Raw genomic sequence first — 15,144 nt, forward strand, 5'->3', positions numbered from 1 at the left:
TCAGTTGATCGAGATTTCGGAAAGCTTGACGGTCCGGCCCTTGTCGATGGAGCGGTAGCCGGCTTCGACCAGCGCCATGGTCTTGACGTTGTCGGCGACCGATAGCGCCGGCGGCTCACCCGTCTTGACCGCGTGCTGGAGCTGCTCCATGACGCCGATGAAGGCATGCGGGAACCACATCGTGTCCCAGCTTGGCGTCACCCATTCACCACCGGTGGTCTCGGTCGAGGCATAGGTCAGCGTCGAGGCAGCGCCAGTCGGCCAGCCGATGGTGCCCTTGGCGACGCCCTTGGTGCCGTCGACGCGCCAGTTGATGTGCTGGTCGTCCTTGTAGCCCTCCTGGCGCGGACCGGACCAGACATCCTCAAGCGATACGGCGAGCACGCCCGACGGGAACTTGATCGTCGACACGGTGATGCCGTCCGAATGATCGAAGCGGGTGCGCGGATCCTTGCGGGTCAGGGTGGTGATCTCCAGGGGATCGCCGAACAGGAAGCGCAATACGTCGAGATGGTGGACGCTCATATTGGCGAGCGTCAGCCGGTCATAGTCCTCGAGGAAGCTCTGCCAGTGCGGGATCGCATGCATGTCGATCTGGGCGAAAACGATGTCGCCGAGCGCGCCGCTGTCGATGATCTGCTTCAAGACGCGCATCGACTGGTCGTAACGCATGTTCTGGTTGACCGAGAGGATCTTGCCTGCCCTGGCCGCCTCGTCGCGAAGTTTGACGGCCTCTTCAAGGGACAGCGCCAATGGCTTCTGCGCCAGGATCGCCTTGATATGTGCCTGCTTCAGAGCATGGCGGATCAGCGCCGGCTGCTTGTCCGGCGGAAAGGCAAGGTCGATGATCTCGACGTTCTTGTCCTCGATGAGCTGTTCCGGCGTGTCGTGGACGGTTGGGATATCCCAGCGTTTGGCGACCTTCTCGGCGCTGGCCTTGGTCCGCGAGGCAATCGCCACCACGGGGAAACCGGCTTCCTTGTAGGCGGCAAGGTGACATTCGGCCATGATCATGCCGGCGCCAACGCAGCCGATCCTGTATTCTCTGGTGCGGACTTCAACGTCCGGCTCAAAGCCGTTGCCCACCATTTCTTGGCTTGCCATATGTTCCTCCCGAAGCTCGTTCCTTGCAGCCGCCGTCATCGTGCCAGCGCTCCGCCGCCTTGCCCGAAATAATGCACCCTGCCCGGCTCGCAGGATATCGCCACCATCGCGTCCGGCCTGATGTCTGGCTGGCCGCGCAACAGCGCCCGCAGACGCGCCTGCCCGGCGGCGAGCGTCACAACCGTGTAGCCGCCGAGCGGCTCGACCTCGAACACTCGCGCCGCGCGGCCCGCGCCTCCCTCCGACCAGGCCTTAACCTTGATGTCTTCCGGCCTGAGTCCAATTTCCACGGCATCGGCCGGCGCAGCCTTGTCCGCGATGCGGATCGTGCCTTCCGCCGCCTCCACGCCTTCCGCGCCGTGCACCGACTTCAATATATTCATCATCGGCGACCCGAGCAGCCGCGCCACATAGGTGCTGGCCGGCCGGTCATAGATCTCGGCCGGCGCGCCGATCTGCCTGATCTTGCCGTTCTCCAGAATGGCCATTCGGTCGGCGACCGACATCGCTTCTTCCTGGTCGTGCGTGACATAGATCAGCGTCTTGCCGAGCTCGCGCTGGATGCGCTTGAGCTCGACCCGCGTCTCCTCGCGCAGCCGGGCGTCGAGCGCCGAAATCGGGTCGTCCATCAGATAGGCGGCGGGATCCCGTACCAGCGCGCGGGCAATCGCCACGCGCTGCCGCTCACCTCCGGAAAGCTGTGCCGGCGGCTTGTGCAGGATATGGCCGATATGCAGCTTGGCCGCGACGTCGGCGACGCGCTTTTCGATCTCGGCTTCGGCGACCCGGCGTTCGACCAGCGGAAAGCGGATGTTGTCGCGCGCGCTCATATGCGGAAACAGCGCCAAATTCTGGAACACCATGGCGACGTTGCGCTCGGCCGGCGACACCGTGTTGACCGGCTTTCCGCCGATCAGGATCTCGCCCGCGTCCGGGGTTTCCAGCCCGAGCACCAGGCGCAGTATCGTCGACTTGCCCGACAGCGGCGGCCCGAAGAAGCAGAAGAACTCGTTGTCGTTCACCGCGAACGACGCATCGTCGACGGCCAGCGTGCCGCCATAGCGTTTTGTCACATTACGGAAAACGATGTCGGCCATCTCAACCTGCTCTCAATGCAAGACCGGAGGCGGCGTCGAAGACGCGCACCGCCTCCGCCGCAGGCGCGACGACGGCTGTCTGCCCGATCGCCAGCCCGACATCATTGTCGAACACCGCCTTCACCGCAGTCTCGCCGTCGCCAAGGTGGATGATGGTGCGCGCACCGATCCGCTCGACGAAACTCACCGGCATGGACAGGCCACGGCCACCTTCAGCCAGCGTCACCTGCTCCGGTCGAAAGCCATAAAATACCTCGCCGCGCATCCTGCGTACGGCATCTGCGATCTCGACCGGCAGCGGCGGTGTCACGCCGAGCGGGCCGAGATCGATGACCAGACCTCGGTCGCTTTCCGCCGGCCTGCCCTTGAGCAGGTTCATGCCCGGCGCGCCGATGAAGCGGGCGACGAAGACATTGGCCGGGTTGTTGTAGACCTCGAGCGGCGTGCCGACCTGCTGCAGCACGCCGTGGTCCATCACCGCGATGCGGTCGGCCATGGTCATTGCTTCGAGCTGATCGTGGGTGACGTAGACCATGGTCTGCCGGAACTGCCGCTGCAACTGCTTCAGTTCGGTCCGCATCACTGCCCGGAAGGCGGCGTCGACATTGGAAAGCGGCTCGTCGAGCAGGAAGATCGCCGGCTCCATGATCGCCGAACGGCCGATCGCCACCCGCTGCAATATGTTGACCGACAGTCTGTCCGCCTTGCGGTCGAGCAGCGGTGTCAGCTGCAGCATCTCGGCGATGGCGCCGACACGGCGGTCGATCTCGGCCTTTGGTGCGCCGCGCATTTTCGGCCCGTACGCGAGGTTCTGCCGCACGCTCATATGAGTGAAGATCGCATAGTTCTGGAAGACGAAGCCGACGCCGCGCCGCCCCATCGGCACGCCGGCCATGTCGCGCTCGCCGAACAGGATCTTGCCGCTGGTCGGCCCTTCCATGCCGGCGATCATGTTCATCGTCGTCGACTTGCCGCAGCCGGACGGCCCGAGCAGCGCCATGAACTCGCCGTCGGCAATGGCCAGATCCATCGTCTTCAGCGCGGTGAAATTGCCGAATTTCTTGACCAGGTTCTGCAGATGGATGGTGCTCATCAGGCCGCCACCTCGCGTACCCGGGCCATGCGTTTCATGGCAAACACCGCAGCGATGGACAGCACGATCAATATGGCCAGCGCGATTGCCGCCACATAGCCCCAGATCAGGTCCTGGGTGGTGAGCTTGTAGATGTAGACGGAGATGGTTTCGGTAGCGACGCCGGGACCGCCGCCGGTCATGATGTAAAGCGTGTCGAATATCTTGAAGTTCTCGATCACCCTGATCGCCAGCGCGATGATGATGATCGTCTTCATCTTCGGCAGCACGATGGTGACGAAGCGCTGCCACGGGTTGGCGCCGAGCAGCGTCGCCGCCTTGATCTGGTCGTCGGGCACGCCGACCAGGCCGGCAAGCAGGATCAGGAACATCAGCGGCGTCCACTGCCAGATGTCGGCGACCATGACGGCGATGAGCGCCAGCGTCGGGTCCGACAGCCAGGCGATGGTGACGGGAAAGCCTGAGATCGCCGACAGGATGTCGTTGACCGGGCCACCTGACTGAAACAGCATGAAGAACATGTAGCCGGCCACCGCCGGCACCACCATCATCGGCATCAAGAGGATCGAGTAGAAGATCCGCTTGCCGGGGAACTCGTCGGCAAACAGTGTCGCGAGCGCTAAGCCGAGCAGGAACTCCGCCGGCACGCAGACGATCATGACGATGGCCGTGCGCTTCAGCGCACTCCAGAAGCGCGCATCGGCGGCAAGGTCGGTGTAGTTGGCGAAACTGTTCCACATCGACCAGGCGTTCCACCAGCCGGTGCCCGACAGCGGCGACCAGTCGGTCAGGCTGATGTAGAGCTGCATCAGGAGCGGGAAGACGGCGATGAACAGCACCAGGATCTGCGCCGGCAGCGTCAGCCGGAAGCCGAGCTTTGCGCCCTCGTCCGGCAGCACCGACGCCGCTTTGGAGGCTTGCATGTCGCCCTCCGAAATCGTCGCAGTCACCGCGCTCATTGCTTGAGCGCCCCGAAGGTCAGCCCGCGCACCAGATGGCGCTGGATGGCGATGCCCATGATGACAGGCGGCACTGCGGCTATCAGGCCGAGGGCTGCCTTGGCGCCGTAGAGTTGGCCGGTCATCGAGGAGGACAGCGAGGCCATGTAGACAGGGACCGTCACCCATTCGCGCGTCGTCAGAAGCAGCGCAATCAGATAGTCCGACCAGTTGAGGATGAAGACGAACAGCGCGGCACTGGCCAGCGGCGCGCGCATCATCGGCAGCGTGATGCGCGTGAAGACGCGCCACCGCGAGCAGCCCTCGACCAGCGCCGCCTCCTCGATCTCGCGCGGCATGTCGTCGAAGAAGGTCTTCATCAGCCAGAAGGCGAAAGGCAGCGTGACGATGCCGTAGATCAACGACAGCCCCCACCAGCTGTCGGTGAAGTTGAGGAAGGCCCACATGATCATCACCGGGGTCATGACCGCCATCGGCGGAAACAGGCGAAGCTGGATCAGCGCCAGCGGCAGGTTCTGGCCCGAGCCGAAGCGCGACAGACCGTAAGCCGCCGCAGTGCCCGCCGACATGGCGATTGCCGTACCGAATGTGGCCGACAGCAGCGACGACAGGATCGGCTTCAAAGCTGTGCGGTCGAGGGCGACGATCAGATTGTTGGTCGATTCACCGAAGACGAAGCGGAAATTGCTGAGTGTCGGGTTCTTCGGCCACCAGGTCAGGTCGGCGCCGGTCGCCGACCATTCGGCGATCGGCTTGAACGCCATCGACACCATCCACAGGATCGGCACCAGCGTCACCGCCATCGCCGCAAGGATCGCGGCATAGCGGAATATCTCGAAAGGAACTGAACGCTTCATCTTGCGGCTTTGCTGGGTCCTTCGTTGCCGAGGGGAAGAGCGACCGCTCCTCCCCTTCTTGGTAAGATCCTGGAAGGATCAGGCGATCGGATCGAGGACGGTCGGCCAGGCCTCCTTGTTGGTCTTGATGGCTTCGAGAAGCTTCTCCTCGCCGGTGCGGCGGGCAATCTTCTTCCACTCGGCCTCGGTGTCGGCCATCGCCTGCTCGGCTGTCTTGGCCTTGGTCAGCGCGGCGACGAGGTTCTCGTCCAGCGCGTTGTGGAAGGCGGTGGCGCCGGGATAGTTGATGGTGGGCACGGTGCGGGCGACCGTCTCGCGCACCACGTCCATGTGGTAGGTGTGATAGGTCTGGCGAACCAGCGGATCCGAGAAATCCGATAGCCGGAACGGATCGAAGTAGCCGCCTGGATTGGCAGTCATCCAGGCGTAGATGCGGCTTGAACCCAGCCACTGGAGGAACAGGTAGCAGGCCTCCGGATTCTTGGCTTGCGAGGACACCGACGCCGACAGATTGAGCCACAGCACCGACCGGCTGACCAGCTTGCCGTCGATTTCGCGGCCGGGCGGCAGCATCGAGCCGATCTTGCCGGTGACAGCTGAATCCTTGTTGCCGGCATTGTCGAGGAATTTCGGCAGATTGGAGAAGGCACAGGTCATGGCCGCGCCGCCCTTGGCGAAATTGCCGTACTGCTCCGGCCAGCCCCAGGAGATCGCATCCGGCGAATGATGCGAGAGCGACGCGATGTACTCGCTGGTCGCCGCGATACCTTGCTCCGAATTGATCAGCGGCTTGCCGGCATCGTCGAACAAGAACTGATTGGGCGAAGCCATTGAGACATAACGCTGATACCAGTTGGTGTAGCCCCAGCCCTGGTTGCGCAGATCGGTCGAGCCGAACAGGCCCTTGTCCGGGCGCTGGAAGAAGGCCGCGATCTCGTCATGCTGCTTCCACGTCTTCGGCGCCGCCAGTTCATAGCCGTATTTGTCGGAGAAGGCCTTCTTCTCGTTTGCGTCGCCGAACAGATCGGTACGGTAAACCCATGTCTGGAAGTCGCCATCCAGCGACACGCCATAGGTCGAGCCGCGATACTGATTGAGCAGCGAGACGCCCTTGGCGCCGTCGACATAGCCGCGCTCGGGATCGTCCCATTCCGGCTTGTATTGCGCGACGAAGTCGTCGAGCTTGAGGATGCCGCCGGTTTCGGCGAGGTCGCCAAGGCGGTTCCATTCGACCGCGTAGATGTCATACGCCCCACCCTTGGTGGAGATGTCCTGCATCGTCTTGGTGAATTCCTGGCCGTTTGGCACACCGACGATTTCCAACGGAATGCCGGTTTCCTTCTCCCAGAGATCCTTGATCGACGGCGCGCCGGCCGGAAACGGCTGGGTTAGCTGGCCGATCGAGCCGTCGGACAGGCCAAGCACGATCTTGGCCGGCGCCTTGCCGGCGCCCTTCATCGCCTTGGCCGCCTCGATGGCGCGGCCCTCCGGCGTATCGGCGCCATATTGATAGCGCTCCGAGCCGTCGAAGCCCGTCGGGCCACCGATCATACCGGGCGCCAGGGCATCGGCCGCATAGGCACGGCTCGGGCGAATGAATTTCGGTGCAATACCTGCGGCGGCAATAAGGACTGCCGCCTTTCCACCCGACGCCAGCAAACGGCGCCGCGACACGCGGATCAAATTCGACATTGGAACTCCTCCCTCAGGGCCTTGTTCCTCCACGGCCCTTATGATGGATATTGACGGCACTATACGAAGGCTGTCAACATCATAAATAATCAATACACCTCATAACATCTCATGGGAGGGGAAGGATGGCGTTTATCAAGGCTCTCACACTGAAGCCGGTGCTTGAATTTGAGGGAGCCCGGCTGCCCGCCTCCCCGCTTTGGTCCGCTTGGGCATTTTGGTGTAGCGCAGCGGCTTGCGCATCGGCCAAGGCCGGTTACATCATTTCCCATCAGAATCGCGGACGGCGATGAAGCCGCTCTGCGACATCGGACCCATGAAATGCGTAATCTCGATGCGCCCTTGGCGCATTTTGGAATGAGGTGATCGACAGTGCGGTCCACCCTGACAGACATAGCCCGGGAGGCCGGCGTGTCGGCCGCCACGGTCGACCGTGTGCTCAACAACCGCGCCGGGGTTCGGGCGCGCACCCGCGAGGTCGTGCTCGAAACGGCGCAGCGGCTTGGCTATATCGCTGAAAATTCGAACAATCCGAACCAGCGCAACGCGGTTACTGGCGAGGTCATACGGCTGGATTTCGCCCTGCCCGCCGGCACCAATTCCTTCATCAAGATGCTGCACCGCCAGATCGAGGCGCAGGCGCAGGCGCGGCCGGACCTCGACGTCCGCGTCGCTACTATCGAAGGCTTCAATCCGGACCGGCTTGCCCGTCTGCTGCAGGAACTGCACGGGCAGACGCAGGGCGTTGGTGTGATCGCGCTCGACCATCCAACTGTGCGTGAGGCGATCCGCTCGCTTTCGGCCAGCGGCGTCAGGGTCGTCACCATCGCTTCCGACATCCTGCATGTGCCGAGGGTTGCCTATATCGGCATCGACAACCGCGCCGCCGGCCGGCTCGCCGGCTACCTTCTCAACCGCTTCATGGGTGCCGGGCGTCCGGGCAAGGTCGCGCTGTTCGCCGGTTCGCTCTCCTATCGCGGCCACGAAGAGCGCGAGATGGGCTTCCGCCACATACTGGCGGAAGAATCACCCAATCTGCAGATCGTCGAGATGCGCGAAATGCTCGACGACCGGGAAAAAGCCTATTCGGAAGCCTCCGCCCTGCTCGACCGGCACCCGGACCTGGCCGCCATCTACAATGTTGGCGCCGGCAATACCGGCATCGCCCGCGCGCTGAAGGAGCGCGGGCGCGCGCTGTCGACGGTCTTTCTCGGCCATGAGGTGACGGAAGGCACCAAGGAGCTTCTGCTCGACGGCACGCTGGACGCGGTCATCGACCAGAACCCGCGCGTCGAGGCCCGTGAAGCGCTCAACACCTTGACCCATGCGGTCAGGGGCTTGCCTTACGAACTGCACCAGCCACGGCTGCAAGTGATCTTCAGGGAAAGCATCCCGGAGATCTGAAAGAAGGGCCGAAGCCGATGATAGATGCGCCGCCCAATACGAACAGCGCCTTCGTCTCCGCCGCCGGCGACGACCGTCTCGGCGGCCAGTGCCTTGAACCCGCAAGACGGCGCAAGGACAGACACGCCAGCGGCAGCATAACCGTCATGCTGCCCGATCGAAACCAGCGCATCTGCCCGCGCCCGCTATCACTGCCGACCTGCCATTTCGCCCCTGTGGGTAAGGTTGCTCGCATGGCCGACCGGTTCGGCATTCGGCTGGTTCGCGGCCGAAGCGGCAGCCGCCACGACGGTGCGCGAACACTGGCGCGGCACGCTGGCGCTCGGCCGCAACGAAACACTGGCGGCAGCCTACTGGCGGCGGGGCGCGGCGGGACTGATGGCCGGCTAGAGCTTGCTCACCATCGCTTGACCACCCTCGCCCGGACCGATTGCGATCCGGTCGCCGGAGACAATGCCTGATATGTCGCAGACGACCAGCGGCATGCTGATTTCATAGAGGAATTCGGCAACGATGGCGCCGACGGCAAGGATCGGGTCCGGCCGCTCCAGGATAATGCCGGCCGGCGCCGTGCCTCTGCGGATCGCTTCGGCCAGAACCGAAGACGAGGACGACGACCCTCGCCCGCTCGGCATCACCAGGATCTTGCCGGCGATATTGCCGCCCAGGTCCGGATGCGAATGGTCGATGATGTCGCCCGTTTCGACGTCGATCCCGCCCCAGAAGCTGAGCGCCTGCGAAAGCACCAGCGCTGGGCCTTGTGCCGAGCCGGAAAGGTGGAATGTACCGGTTCTGGCCGGCGTCTTCATGGCGCGCCTCGCACGACGCGGCCGGCCGCAGCCGAGCGGACGCAGTCTTCCATGTCACCGAAGGCCACCGAGACACCGATATTGCCAGGTGCGTAATGCGCCCATTTGCCCGAATTGGTCATCACCACGCCATCGAGACGCTCGAGGATCGACGTGACATAGGTGCAGGTGTCGGTGACCGGAACGAGGCCGAAGGCTTCCATGCCGGCCAGTGCGCCTTCGTCCTGCAGCCGCGTCAGCGTCGCGCGCCCTGTGTTGACATAGATTGGGACACCCTTGCCTGGACCGACTTCGCGCAGCAGCGGCAACAGGCGCATCCACTCGTCATAGGAGAAATGCGGCGTGCCTAACGACACGGCTGCAAGCTGCACGCCGTCGGGGACGCTCGACAGCCTGGCCAGCGCATGGTGGATGTCAGCGCGAGAGATCCGGATTTTTTCCTCCGGCGCCAGGCCGTGCAACGCCTCATCCGGCGTCTTCGCCTCCGGCGTGATGCCGACGGCATGAAACAGCGCCACGGCACCCGTCGTTGCCGCCGCCGCCCCCAGCGCCTTCAATTGGTCCTCGTCGCGCGGCTGCGGCAGGCCCGATATGACAGGGATGCGGTCGCGAGCCCTTTGCCCGATGATCAGCCCTACGCCGACAAACAGAGCGTCGCTTGGCTCGAAAGCAGCGTCAGTCAGCTCGAACAGGACCTGGCCTCGTCGATTTTCACTCAGATGCAGCCCCCATGCCGGCGCGCGCCCAGTCATTGCGCAGCATAAATCGACGAAATCGCCATAGCGGTTGGTCCGCGCGCCGATCACCGAATTGGCAAAGACGATGGCGTTGGATTCACCCCAGGCAATCTGCTCGCCAAACCCTGGCCGGAACCGCGTCTGATAGGGCGCGCAGGTGAAGGTCGCCTGGCAGCCGAGTTCCAGATGCGCCTTCATCAGGCGTCGCGCCGGCGTTTCTTGCGACACCGGCATCTTCACCAATCCGGGATGGATGAGGTCGAACGAACCGACATTCAGCGTCGTCGGCACCCGAACGCGGCCGCCGCCCTCGATCAGCCTTTCGACGAAATCGAGGCTGGCCTGGCCGTGATAGAGGCAGCCGTCGATATGGGCACCGGCAATGTCCAGCAACTTGCGCGCGCCGACCGCCTTCGAAAAGGCAACCAGGATCTTCATGGCGGCAGCCGCTGCCGAGCCTAGCTCGCCATGCAGCATCGACTGGTCGCCGGCCGTCAATTCCAGCGTCATCGGCAAAATTCCCGAGCCCACACCATGCCGATCAAGCACTCCCTGATTGCGGAGCGTCTGGCAAGACAGAGCTTTGGATCTCTTCTACTTCGCAGCGTTCAGCAGACCAGACGTCCACAGCTCATCGCGAAGCAAGAGAGACGCGAAGCACGGTCGGAGAGCGGGGCGATCCGCGGCGGAAACGGCGCTATTCCTTCTGGGGCACCCCGTCGACTGCCCCGTCGCCATCTGCAGAATGCGGCAGGATGCCGAAGTCGCGCGACTTGGTCCCATGCGCCGCCGTCAGGAAACCATCGGCTGTGAGGCCTCGCCTCAAAAGTTCCCGTATCGCGGCCGACCGGCTCGGCATGCGCTTGTCGAAGCGCCAGTTCTCCAACGCCGCCAGTTCACCGACGGTCAGCATGATCTGCAATCGTTCCGGGCGTTCCAGTTCGGACATCTCCGCCTCCAGTCATACCAGCCTAAATGCAGCTGAGTTAGTATGTTCCTAATTTTCTGTAGAGTTAGGTACGTGAGCAGAATGCGTCAAGGCCTTCAGATCAGCGAGTCATGCAGAAGTCCGATGAAGCGGATCAAGCATCAAATGGACAATCAACAAAATACGCTAACTATTTGACATAAAACGAGTTTTTAAGGAATTTCGCTTGCCAATCGCGAATCCTGGGCGCATCGTAGAACACGAGGGACAAACCGCTCCTGAAGGGAAGGTTTTCCATGCGCTACGGATTTTCGGTTCGCCTGCACGAAGACGTCAGTTCCCGAGTTCGGGCTACATTGCGGTCCGGGATTGCCATCAATCTGACTGCTGTCGCCGAAGCCGCGCGACTGCAGAACCTCGCCGAGAATGTTGCGCGCGAAGACATCGAATGGCTCGTCATGCAAGCAGCCCAGCTCTACGGGGCGGCTATCGAGTTCGACGGCTTCGCGGAAACCGATCTGGCGGAGTTTGCGTGCCCTCAGCTGATGCAAAGAAGCCCCGCCGTGGGCTGGGACGCCTTGGAAGACGGAGCGTCCGCTTCGTCGGATCCTGGCCGTCAAACACACTGAGGCGCGTGCTCGTGTGAGCCCCGCCCTGCTGCCGCGACGTGCAAGGCGCGCCATTGGGATGGCGGGCTTGGCGCCGACGAATCTCGCGCCTGAATATGAGGTCTGCACTGGCAGGCACGAGGAATGGCTGTTGCCATTGGCTTGGGCAGGGCAGTTCCGCCGTGACCGGACCGATCCGGACAAGGCGGCCGGGCCTATACCATGAACGTAGCCTATGATGGATCTGAATTCTGCCGTTTGGACGCGTTCAATCCAAGTCTGCCTAAATCCGCTTGAGTTCACGCTTTGCGTGGTCGCGCCTTGGGTTTGCTTCCGTCCTTGGTGGCGGGCGCCGGCTTAGGCTGACGTGGTGTCGGCTTCGGCCGGCTGGCGGTCTTCTCTTTCGCGGCGATTTCCGTGTCGATTTCTGTGGTAGCCTGATCCCAATGCTGCTGATGGGCCCCGTCGGGCCTGCCTGCCTGTTCCCAGATCGCGTGTGCTCGCTGGCGAATCCGTTCCTGCCTGTCCGTCACTGATACCTCCGTCGGCTCGGTTCATGCGTAAGCAACCTTGTTCTAGCTGAAATTTCGACCGGCGTCTTGAGCGGCAGGCAAGACCGTTATTGAACCTCTCTGTCACACAGGACAGCAACGCCGAGGAGCGCCGCCTTCTTGATGATCAGCCCTTCAAGGTCCGCGTCCGAGCGCTCGGTTCCGGTGCGTTCGCGCAACAGTGCTATCGCCGCCTTCATCGACAGCAGGCCATCGCCTCGTTCAGCAAGTAGTTTGTCGACGGCGGCGGCCACGTTGACCGGCTCGACATGCGGCAGCATGGGAATGGCTCCTTTCCTTGTTTCGAGACGACAGCGGCTCCATCCCGATCGCTCGGGATGGAGTTCGATTTTATAAGACCGTGACCTTTCCAAACCCGGTTCGCGGTTTGGCAACGCCGATCACTCGATGACCTGCACGATCTTGCGGGTGCCTGGGTCGACGAGCACGGTGCGATTGCCGACGACGACGTATCTGTACCGCACGTCTGGAACATCGATCGGTTGCAGCTCGACCGTATCGGGCAACGTGGAACCGATATTGAGCTCCACCCCCAGAAGACTGATCGACGCAAGCGGGTGCTTGTGGACGTATTCGCGGATGACCGTCTGCTGTTCGGGCGTGACAATCACCTGGTCCGCGGTGGCCACGCCGACGCCGGCAAGCAACGCCAATCCCGCCGCAGCAGGAACAAGGTGGATTTTCATCGTCTACTCCTGTTGTTACGGGCCTCGCCCTTACAATTGCGACGCTGCATTCCGGTCGAAGCGGCGAACCCTCTAGGCAAACGCCCACGCCACCTTGTTGTTCCGTAAGTGGCGGCTAATCGAACAGCGGTGAAGTGCCCGCGCGATGCGGCGAATGGACTGCGAATGAACTGCGGTGGCCCGCGTCGCAAGACGCGGGCCGATCGGTTTCCCGATCAGCAGCGATACCGGAGGGGGGTGATATCTACTGCGTCTGAAATAACATTTAGGACAAGCTAATGTTCCTAAGCGAGTGCAACAAACCTGCCGGCGCAAGCGGCGCGAAGTTGCCGCTCGTCGCTGCTACTGCTTTGGCGGCTGTGGCGGCACCTCGCCGGGCTTGATCACCGGGGTCCTGCCCTCGTCCGGCGGTGGCGCCGCCATGCCCTGATCGCCCGTTGGCGGGGGCTTCAGGACCCCACCGCATGGCTCGAGCGTATCGGACAAATTGTTGCTGGCCGGCTTCTGCTGCTCGCTGTTCTGGTCCGGCAGCTCGACTTTGCAGCGGTCGGATTGCGCCTGTTCGTCCGGCTGCGCGGCCGCCGGCACCGCCAGCAGCAGCGCACCTAGCATATACGGCAAGAAAATGAGCGGTCTCATATCGAGCTCCTTTCGCGCCAGTATCTTCTGAATGTGAAGGCGGGCAGGCGCGATTGGTTCCGTCGTGCGGCAATGCGCCCGGACCGCAGTGGCCTGGGAACCGGCCGCCAGACTTATGAGTTCAACCAGTAAGCCAATTCAGGGCCGCTGACATTATGGAGAACCGGCGATGGAACCGCGCAGGAAAGAACGAACCGACGACGAGACGGAGAGCCCGACGATCCAGCAGCAGGACTGGGATGCCATCCGGAGCGGGAGAATCCTCCCTGACGGCGTGCCGCAAAACGTCGATATTCGCTATGACGTCGAGAAAAGCGGCGAACTGCCGGAGGAGGACGACGATAACGCTTACCAGGAAAGCGACGAGGCCTTGCCGGACGACACCGATGAACGCGTCATTTCGCGCGATCTCGAACGGGAAGGTGGTCCTTTCGACGAGGAATGAGCCACCGCCTTCCGCATTCTGCATCGGCGGCCGGATGAAAAACCCTTGCTTTCAGTCCGGGAGGTCGAAGACCGGATCCTGGCAGCGATAGACCGGACATTGACCGTCACGCGTCTTGATATAAGCGGCGCGCGGCACCTGCGGCCAGTCGCATTCATTGCCGAATTGGCGGACGTAACGGTCGTAGGTGTTCTGGCCGGTGGTCAGCACCACAGAGCGGTGCCTCTGGATCAGAAGCTGTGTCTGTTCGCACGTCATCGCGCGGCTGTCCGGCCGGGCGTGGGCCGTCGCGGCAAACAGAAGCGCCCCGGCTGTCAGGACCGCCGCTTGTGTCAGGACCTTGGCAAGCATGACACCATCTCCCATGCCTAACGCGCATCTTGCTCGGGCAGCGCCGGATCGAGCCGCCGTCGCGCAGAGGCAGATCGTACAGAATGCGAGGGAAAATGCAAAAAGCCCGCCGCACCTTGCGGCGCGGCGGGCTCCAACCGAACGTCACTATTTCGTCGGGCTTGGGCGGCTTATTCCTCCTTCACCGGCCCGAACCGGCGCACGATCATTTCGAAGACGATGTCCGAAATCCACATGGCCGAGACGCCGATTAGGAACGCCGCGGCCAGCGTCGTGGTGTCGTCGTCCGGAGAAGGAATGGGCAGGCCGGCGGCGCGGAAATAATGCACGACCGGCAGCGTCAGATAGGCCGCCGCCAGCGCGCCGCAGATCGGCGAGGCCACCATCTCGCGGACCTTGTAGCGGTGGCGCGACAAGGCTCGCAAAATGCCGCCGGAAAGGCCGGCGACCAACACCGGCGCCTTGATGCCCAGGACGTCGAGTAATTCGTGCATCATGGCGTCCACCCGCACCATCTGGCACCCTGCCCGTTGAAGGCGTTCATCTCGTCGAGCTCGGGCCGGGTCATGGCGGCGACCACGGCCGCCGATGGCCGGCGCGGCTGGTTGTGGTCGCACCAGACCTGGCGCGGATTGCCGGCCGGCGTGGTTGTCGCGCAGCCGGCGAGCGCCACGCAGAGGATCAGCGCTTTGCCCATTTCGCAGCCTCCGCTCTTGCTGCCGCATCGGCCATGCCGGCGGCCTTGCGCTCTTCGGCGGCGGCCTCGCGCCTCATTTCCAGGCGGTCTTCGGCGGCCGCGACTTTTGCCTCGGCCTGTTTGACCGCCTCCTTCTTCGCCCGGTTGATGCCGCCGGCAACATAAAGGCCGATGCCGCCGCCCACGGCGGCCAATACCGTCATGACGACCTTGTTGCCGAGGATGGCGCTGAGAATGCTGAGAAGCGCTGCCATCACAGATCCTCCGCGCGGCGACGGCGAAGGAACTCGGTCAAAACGCCGTTGATGACGAGGAACCAGGGGAACCATTCCCCCGGGATGATCGGCGAAAGAACCTGCGGGTCGACATAGGTAACGATGGCCGCGATGACGCCGATGGCCGCCTGAAGCCGCGCCCAGAATATTGTCTCGCTGTCGCGGAAAAAGCTCTTGATCCGGGTCCACAT

The 15,144-nt window shown here is 63.1% G+C and carries 22 protein-coding genes; 4 read left to right on the forward strand and 18 right to left on the reverse strand.

Annotated features, from left to right (window positions below; all coding sequences use genetic code 11):
• The 6 genes from NKJ23_RS05015 to NKJ23_RS05040 all read right to left on the reverse strand — a co-directional run bounded on the left by NKJ23_RS05015 (position 1) and on the right by NKJ23_RS05040 (position 6,802).
• Positions 1–1,089 (reverse strand): Gfo/Idh/MocA family protein, encoded by a 1,089-nt coding sequence (locus NKJ23_RS05015; RefSeq protein WP_352679347.1) that lies wholly within the window; start codon positions 1,087–1,089, stop codon positions 1–3.
• A gap of 50 nt (positions 1,090–1,139) precedes the next feature.
• Positions 1,140–2,201, reverse strand: a complete 1,062-nt coding sequence (locus NKJ23_RS05020) for an ABC transporter ATP-binding protein (RefSeq protein ID WP_352678753.1) — start codon at positions 2,199–2,201, stop codon at positions 1,140–1,142.
• 1 nt (position 2,202) lies between these two features.
• Positions 2,203–3,294, reverse strand: a complete 1,092-nt coding sequence (locus NKJ23_RS05025) for an ABC transporter ATP-binding protein (protein WP_352678756.1) — start codon at positions 3,292–3,294, stop codon at positions 2,203–2,205.
• Positions 3,294–4,253 (reverse strand): carbohydrate ABC transporter permease, encoded by a 960-nt coding sequence (locus NKJ23_RS05030; protein WP_352458309.1) that lies wholly within the window; start codon positions 4,251–4,253, stop codon positions 3,294–3,296. The genes NKJ23_RS05025 and NKJ23_RS05030 overlap by 1 nt, the downstream gene beginning before the upstream one ends.
• On the reverse strand, positions 4,250–5,110 hold the full coding sequence (locus NKJ23_RS05035; protein WP_254820511.1) for a carbohydrate ABC transporter permease: 861 nt from the start codon (positions 5,108–5,110) through the stop codon (positions 4,250–4,252). Before NKJ23_RS05035 ends, NKJ23_RS05030 begins: the two co-directional genes overlap by 4 nt.
• A gap of 78 nt (positions 5,111–5,188) precedes the next feature.
• A complete protein-coding gene (locus NKJ23_RS05040) occupies positions 5,189–6,802 on the reverse strand; it encodes an extracellular solute-binding protein (RefSeq protein WP_352678759.1) in 1,614 nt (537 codons plus the stop codon).
• A gap of 372 nt (positions 6,803–7,174) precedes the next feature.
• Here NKJ23_RS05040 and NKJ23_RS05045 point away from each other — a divergent pair, with 372 nt between their 5' ends.
• Positions 7,175–8,206, forward strand: coding sequence for a LacI family DNA-binding transcriptional regulator (locus NKJ23_RS05045; RefSeq protein ID WP_352678761.1), 1,032 nt, complete (start codon positions 7,175–7,177; stop codon positions 8,204–8,206).
• A 225-nt stretch (positions 8,207–8,431) separates the two neighbouring features.
• Entirely contained in the window at positions 8,432–8,596 is a 165-nt protein-coding gene (locus NKJ23_RS05050; protein WP_023675773.1) for an SIP domain-containing protein, read from the forward strand.
• Here NKJ23_RS05050 and NKJ23_RS05055 read toward each other — a convergent pair.
• The 3 genes from NKJ23_RS05055 to NKJ23_RS05065 form a co-directional block, all read right to left on the reverse strand.
• Positions 8,593–9,015, reverse strand: coding sequence for an aconitase X swivel domain-containing protein (locus NKJ23_RS05055; protein ID WP_352678764.1), 423 nt, complete (start codon positions 9,013–9,015; stop codon positions 8,593–8,595). The two genes, NKJ23_RS05050 and NKJ23_RS05055, sit on opposite strands and share 4 nt — an antisense overlap.
• Positions 9,012–10,262 carry an aconitase X gene (locus NKJ23_RS05060; RefSeq protein ID WP_352678767.1) on the reverse strand — a complete coding sequence of 417 codons (1,251 nt, stop codon included), beginning with the start codon at positions 10,260–10,262 and terminating at the stop codon, positions 9,012–9,014. The genes NKJ23_RS05055 and NKJ23_RS05060 overlap by 4 nt, the downstream gene beginning before the upstream one ends.
• Before the next feature lie 187 nt (positions 10,263–10,449).
• Positions 10,450–10,701 carry a hypothetical protein gene (locus tag NKJ23_RS05065; protein WP_352678770.1) on the reverse strand — a complete coding sequence of 84 codons (252 nt, stop codon included), beginning with the start codon at positions 10,699–10,701 and terminating at the stop codon, positions 10,450–10,452.
• Between the two features lie 275 nt (positions 10,702–10,976).
• On the opposite strand from NKJ23_RS05065, the gene NKJ23_RS05070 reads away from it, so the two are divergent.
• Complete coding sequence (locus NKJ23_RS05070; RefSeq protein WP_352678773.1) at positions 10,977–11,309, forward strand: hypothetical protein; 333 nt, start codon at positions 10,977–10,979, stop codon at positions 11,307–11,309.
• A gap of 278 nt (positions 11,310–11,587) precedes the next feature.
• On the opposite strand, the gene NKJ23_RS05075 is transcribed toward NKJ23_RS05070, so the two are convergent.
• The 4 genes from NKJ23_RS05075 to NKJ23_RS05090 all read right to left on the reverse strand — a co-directional run bounded on the left by NKJ23_RS05075 (position 11,588) and on the right by NKJ23_RS05090 (position 13,185).
• On the reverse strand, positions 11,588–11,821 hold the full coding sequence (locus tag NKJ23_RS05075) for a DUF2934 domain-containing protein (protein ID WP_352621602.1): 234 nt from the start codon (positions 11,819–11,821) through the stop codon (positions 11,588–11,590).
• Positions 11,822–11,907: 86 nt separating this feature from the next.
• Positions 11,908–12,120, reverse strand: a complete 213-nt coding sequence (locus NKJ23_RS05080; protein ID WP_352452715.1) for a hypothetical protein — start codon at positions 12,118–12,120, stop codon at positions 11,908–11,910.
• A 120-nt stretch (positions 12,121–12,240) separates the two neighbouring features.
• Positions 12,241–12,546 (reverse strand): DUF1236 domain-containing protein, encoded by a 306-nt coding sequence (locus tag NKJ23_RS05085; protein WP_023675766.1) that lies wholly within the window; start codon positions 12,544–12,546, stop codon positions 12,241–12,243.
• Positions 12,547–12,888: 342 nt separating this feature from the next.
• Positions 12,889–13,185, reverse strand: a complete 297-nt coding sequence (locus tag NKJ23_RS05090; RefSeq protein WP_352678776.1) for a hypothetical protein — start codon at positions 13,183–13,185, stop codon at positions 12,889–12,891.
• Positions 13,186–13,354: 169 nt separating this feature from the next.
• Between NKJ23_RS05090 and NKJ23_RS05095 the strand changes: the two genes are divergently transcribed.
• Positions 13,355–13,630: a hypothetical protein gene (locus tag NKJ23_RS05095; protein WP_352678778.1), complete on the forward strand. Its 276-nt coding sequence runs from the start codon at positions 13,355–13,357 to the stop codon at positions 13,628–13,630.
• 51 nt (positions 13,631–13,681) lie between these two features.
• Here NKJ23_RS05095 and NKJ23_RS05100 read toward each other — a convergent pair whose 3' ends face one another.
• From NKJ23_RS05100 to NKJ23_RS05120, 5 genes are all read right to left on the reverse strand, one after another.
• A complete protein-coding gene (locus NKJ23_RS05100) occupies positions 13,682–13,981 on the reverse strand; it encodes a hypothetical protein (protein WP_023675763.1) in 300 nt (99 codons plus the stop codon).
• Between the two features lie 170 nt (positions 13,982–14,151).
• A complete protein-coding gene (locus tag NKJ23_RS05105) occupies positions 14,152–14,475 on the reverse strand; it encodes a hypothetical protein (RefSeq protein ID WP_023675762.1) in 324 nt (107 codons plus the stop codon).
• Complete coding sequence (locus NKJ23_RS05110; RefSeq protein WP_352678780.1) at positions 14,475–14,678, reverse strand: hypothetical protein; 204 nt, start codon at positions 14,676–14,678, stop codon at positions 14,475–14,477. Before NKJ23_RS05110 ends, NKJ23_RS05105 begins: the two co-directional genes overlap by 1 nt.
• A complete protein-coding gene (locus NKJ23_RS05115; RefSeq protein WP_352678783.1) occupies positions 14,663–14,932 on the reverse strand; it encodes a hypothetical protein in 270 nt (89 codons plus the stop codon). The genes NKJ23_RS05110 and NKJ23_RS05115 overlap by 16 nt, the downstream gene beginning before the upstream one ends.
• On the reverse strand, positions 14,932–15,144 hold the full coding sequence (locus tag NKJ23_RS05120) for a hypothetical protein (protein ID WP_352452708.1): 213 nt from the start codon (positions 15,142–15,144) through the stop codon (positions 14,932–14,934). Before NKJ23_RS05120 ends, NKJ23_RS05115 begins: the two co-directional genes overlap by 1 nt.

Source organism: Mesorhizobium sp. M0184 (assembly GCF_040322215.1).
Lineage (GTDB): Bacteria > Pseudomonadota > Alphaproteobacteria > Rhizobiales > Rhizobiaceae > Mesorhizobium.

What these genes read in the sequence shown, in the direction of transcription:
- NKJ23_RS05015 (WP_352679347.1), bottom strand. Translation starts at nt 1,089, where the DNA reads ATGGTGGGCAACGGCTTTGAGCCGGACGTTGAAGTCCGCACCAGAGAA.
- NKJ23_RS05020 (WP_352678753.1), bottom strand. Translation starts at nt 2,201, where the DNA reads ATGGCCGACATCGTTTTCCGTAATGTGACAAAACGCTATGGCGGCACG.
- NKJ23_RS05025 (WP_352678756.1), bottom strand. Translation starts at nt 3,294, where the DNA reads ATGAGCACCATCCATCTGCAGAACCTGGTCAAGAAATTCGGCAATTTC.
- NKJ23_RS05030 (WP_352458309.1), bottom strand. Translation starts at nt 4,253, where the DNA reads ATGAGCGCGGTGACTGCGACGATTTCGGAGGGCGACATGCAAGCCTCC.
- NKJ23_RS05035 (WP_254820511.1), bottom strand. Translation starts at nt 5,110, where the DNA reads ATGAAGCGTTCAGTTCCTTTCGAGATATTCCGCTATGCCGCGATCCTT.
- NKJ23_RS05040 (WP_352678759.1), bottom strand. Translation starts at nt 6,802, where the DNA reads ATGTCGAATTTGATCCGCGTGTCGCGGCGCCGTTTGCTGGCGTCGGGT.
- NKJ23_RS05055 (WP_352678764.1), bottom strand. Translation starts at nt 9,015, where the DNA reads ATGAAGACGCCGGCCAGAACCGGTACATTCCACCTTTCCGGCTCGGCA.
- NKJ23_RS05060 (WP_352678767.1), bottom strand. Translation starts at nt 10,262, where the DNA reads ATGACGCTGGAATTGACGGCCGGCGACCAGTCGATGCTGCATGGCGAG.
- NKJ23_RS05065 (WP_352678770.1), bottom strand. Translation starts at nt 10,701, where the DNA reads ATGTCCGAACTGGAACGCCCGGAACGATTGCAGATCATGCTGACCGTC.
- NKJ23_RS05070 (WP_352678773.1), top strand. Translation starts at nt 10,977, where the DNA reads ATGCGCTACGGATTTTCGGTTCGCCTGCACGAAGACGTCAGTTCCCGA.
- NKJ23_RS05080 (WP_352452715.1), bottom strand. Translation starts at nt 12,120, where the DNA reads ATGCTGCCGCATGTCGAGCCGGTCAACGTGGCCGCCGCCGTCGACAAA.
- NKJ23_RS05085 (WP_023675766.1), bottom strand. Translation starts at nt 12,546, where the DNA reads ATGAAAATCCACCTTGTTCCTGCTGCGGCGGGATTGGCGTTGCTTGCC.
- NKJ23_RS05090 (WP_352678776.1), bottom strand. Translation starts at nt 13,185, where the DNA reads ATGAGACCGCTCATTTTCTTGCCGTATATGCTAGGTGCGCTGCTGCTG.
- NKJ23_RS05095 (WP_352678778.1), top strand. Translation starts at nt 13,355, where the DNA reads ATGGAACCGCGCAGGAAAGAACGAACCGACGACGAGACGGAGAGCCCG.
- NKJ23_RS05100 (WP_023675763.1), bottom strand. Translation starts at nt 13,981, where the DNA reads ATGCTTGCCAAGGTCCTGACACAAGCGGCGGTCCTGACAGCCGGGGCG.
- NKJ23_RS05105 (WP_023675762.1), bottom strand. Translation starts at nt 14,475, where the DNA reads ATGCACGAATTACTCGACGTCCTGGGCATCAAGGCGCCGGTGTTGGTC.
- NKJ23_RS05110 (WP_352678780.1), bottom strand. Translation starts at nt 14,678, where the DNA reads ATGGGCAAAGCGCTGATCCTCTGCGTGGCGCTCGCCGGCTGCGCGACA.
- NKJ23_RS05115 (WP_352678783.1), bottom strand. Translation starts at nt 14,932, where the DNA reads ATGGCAGCGCTTCTCAGCATTCTCAGCGCCATCCTCGGCAACAAGGTC.
- NKJ23_RS05120 (WP_352452708.1), bottom strand. Translation starts at nt 15,144, where the DNA reads ATGTGGACCCGGATCAAGAGCTTTTTCCGCGACAGCGAGACAATATTC.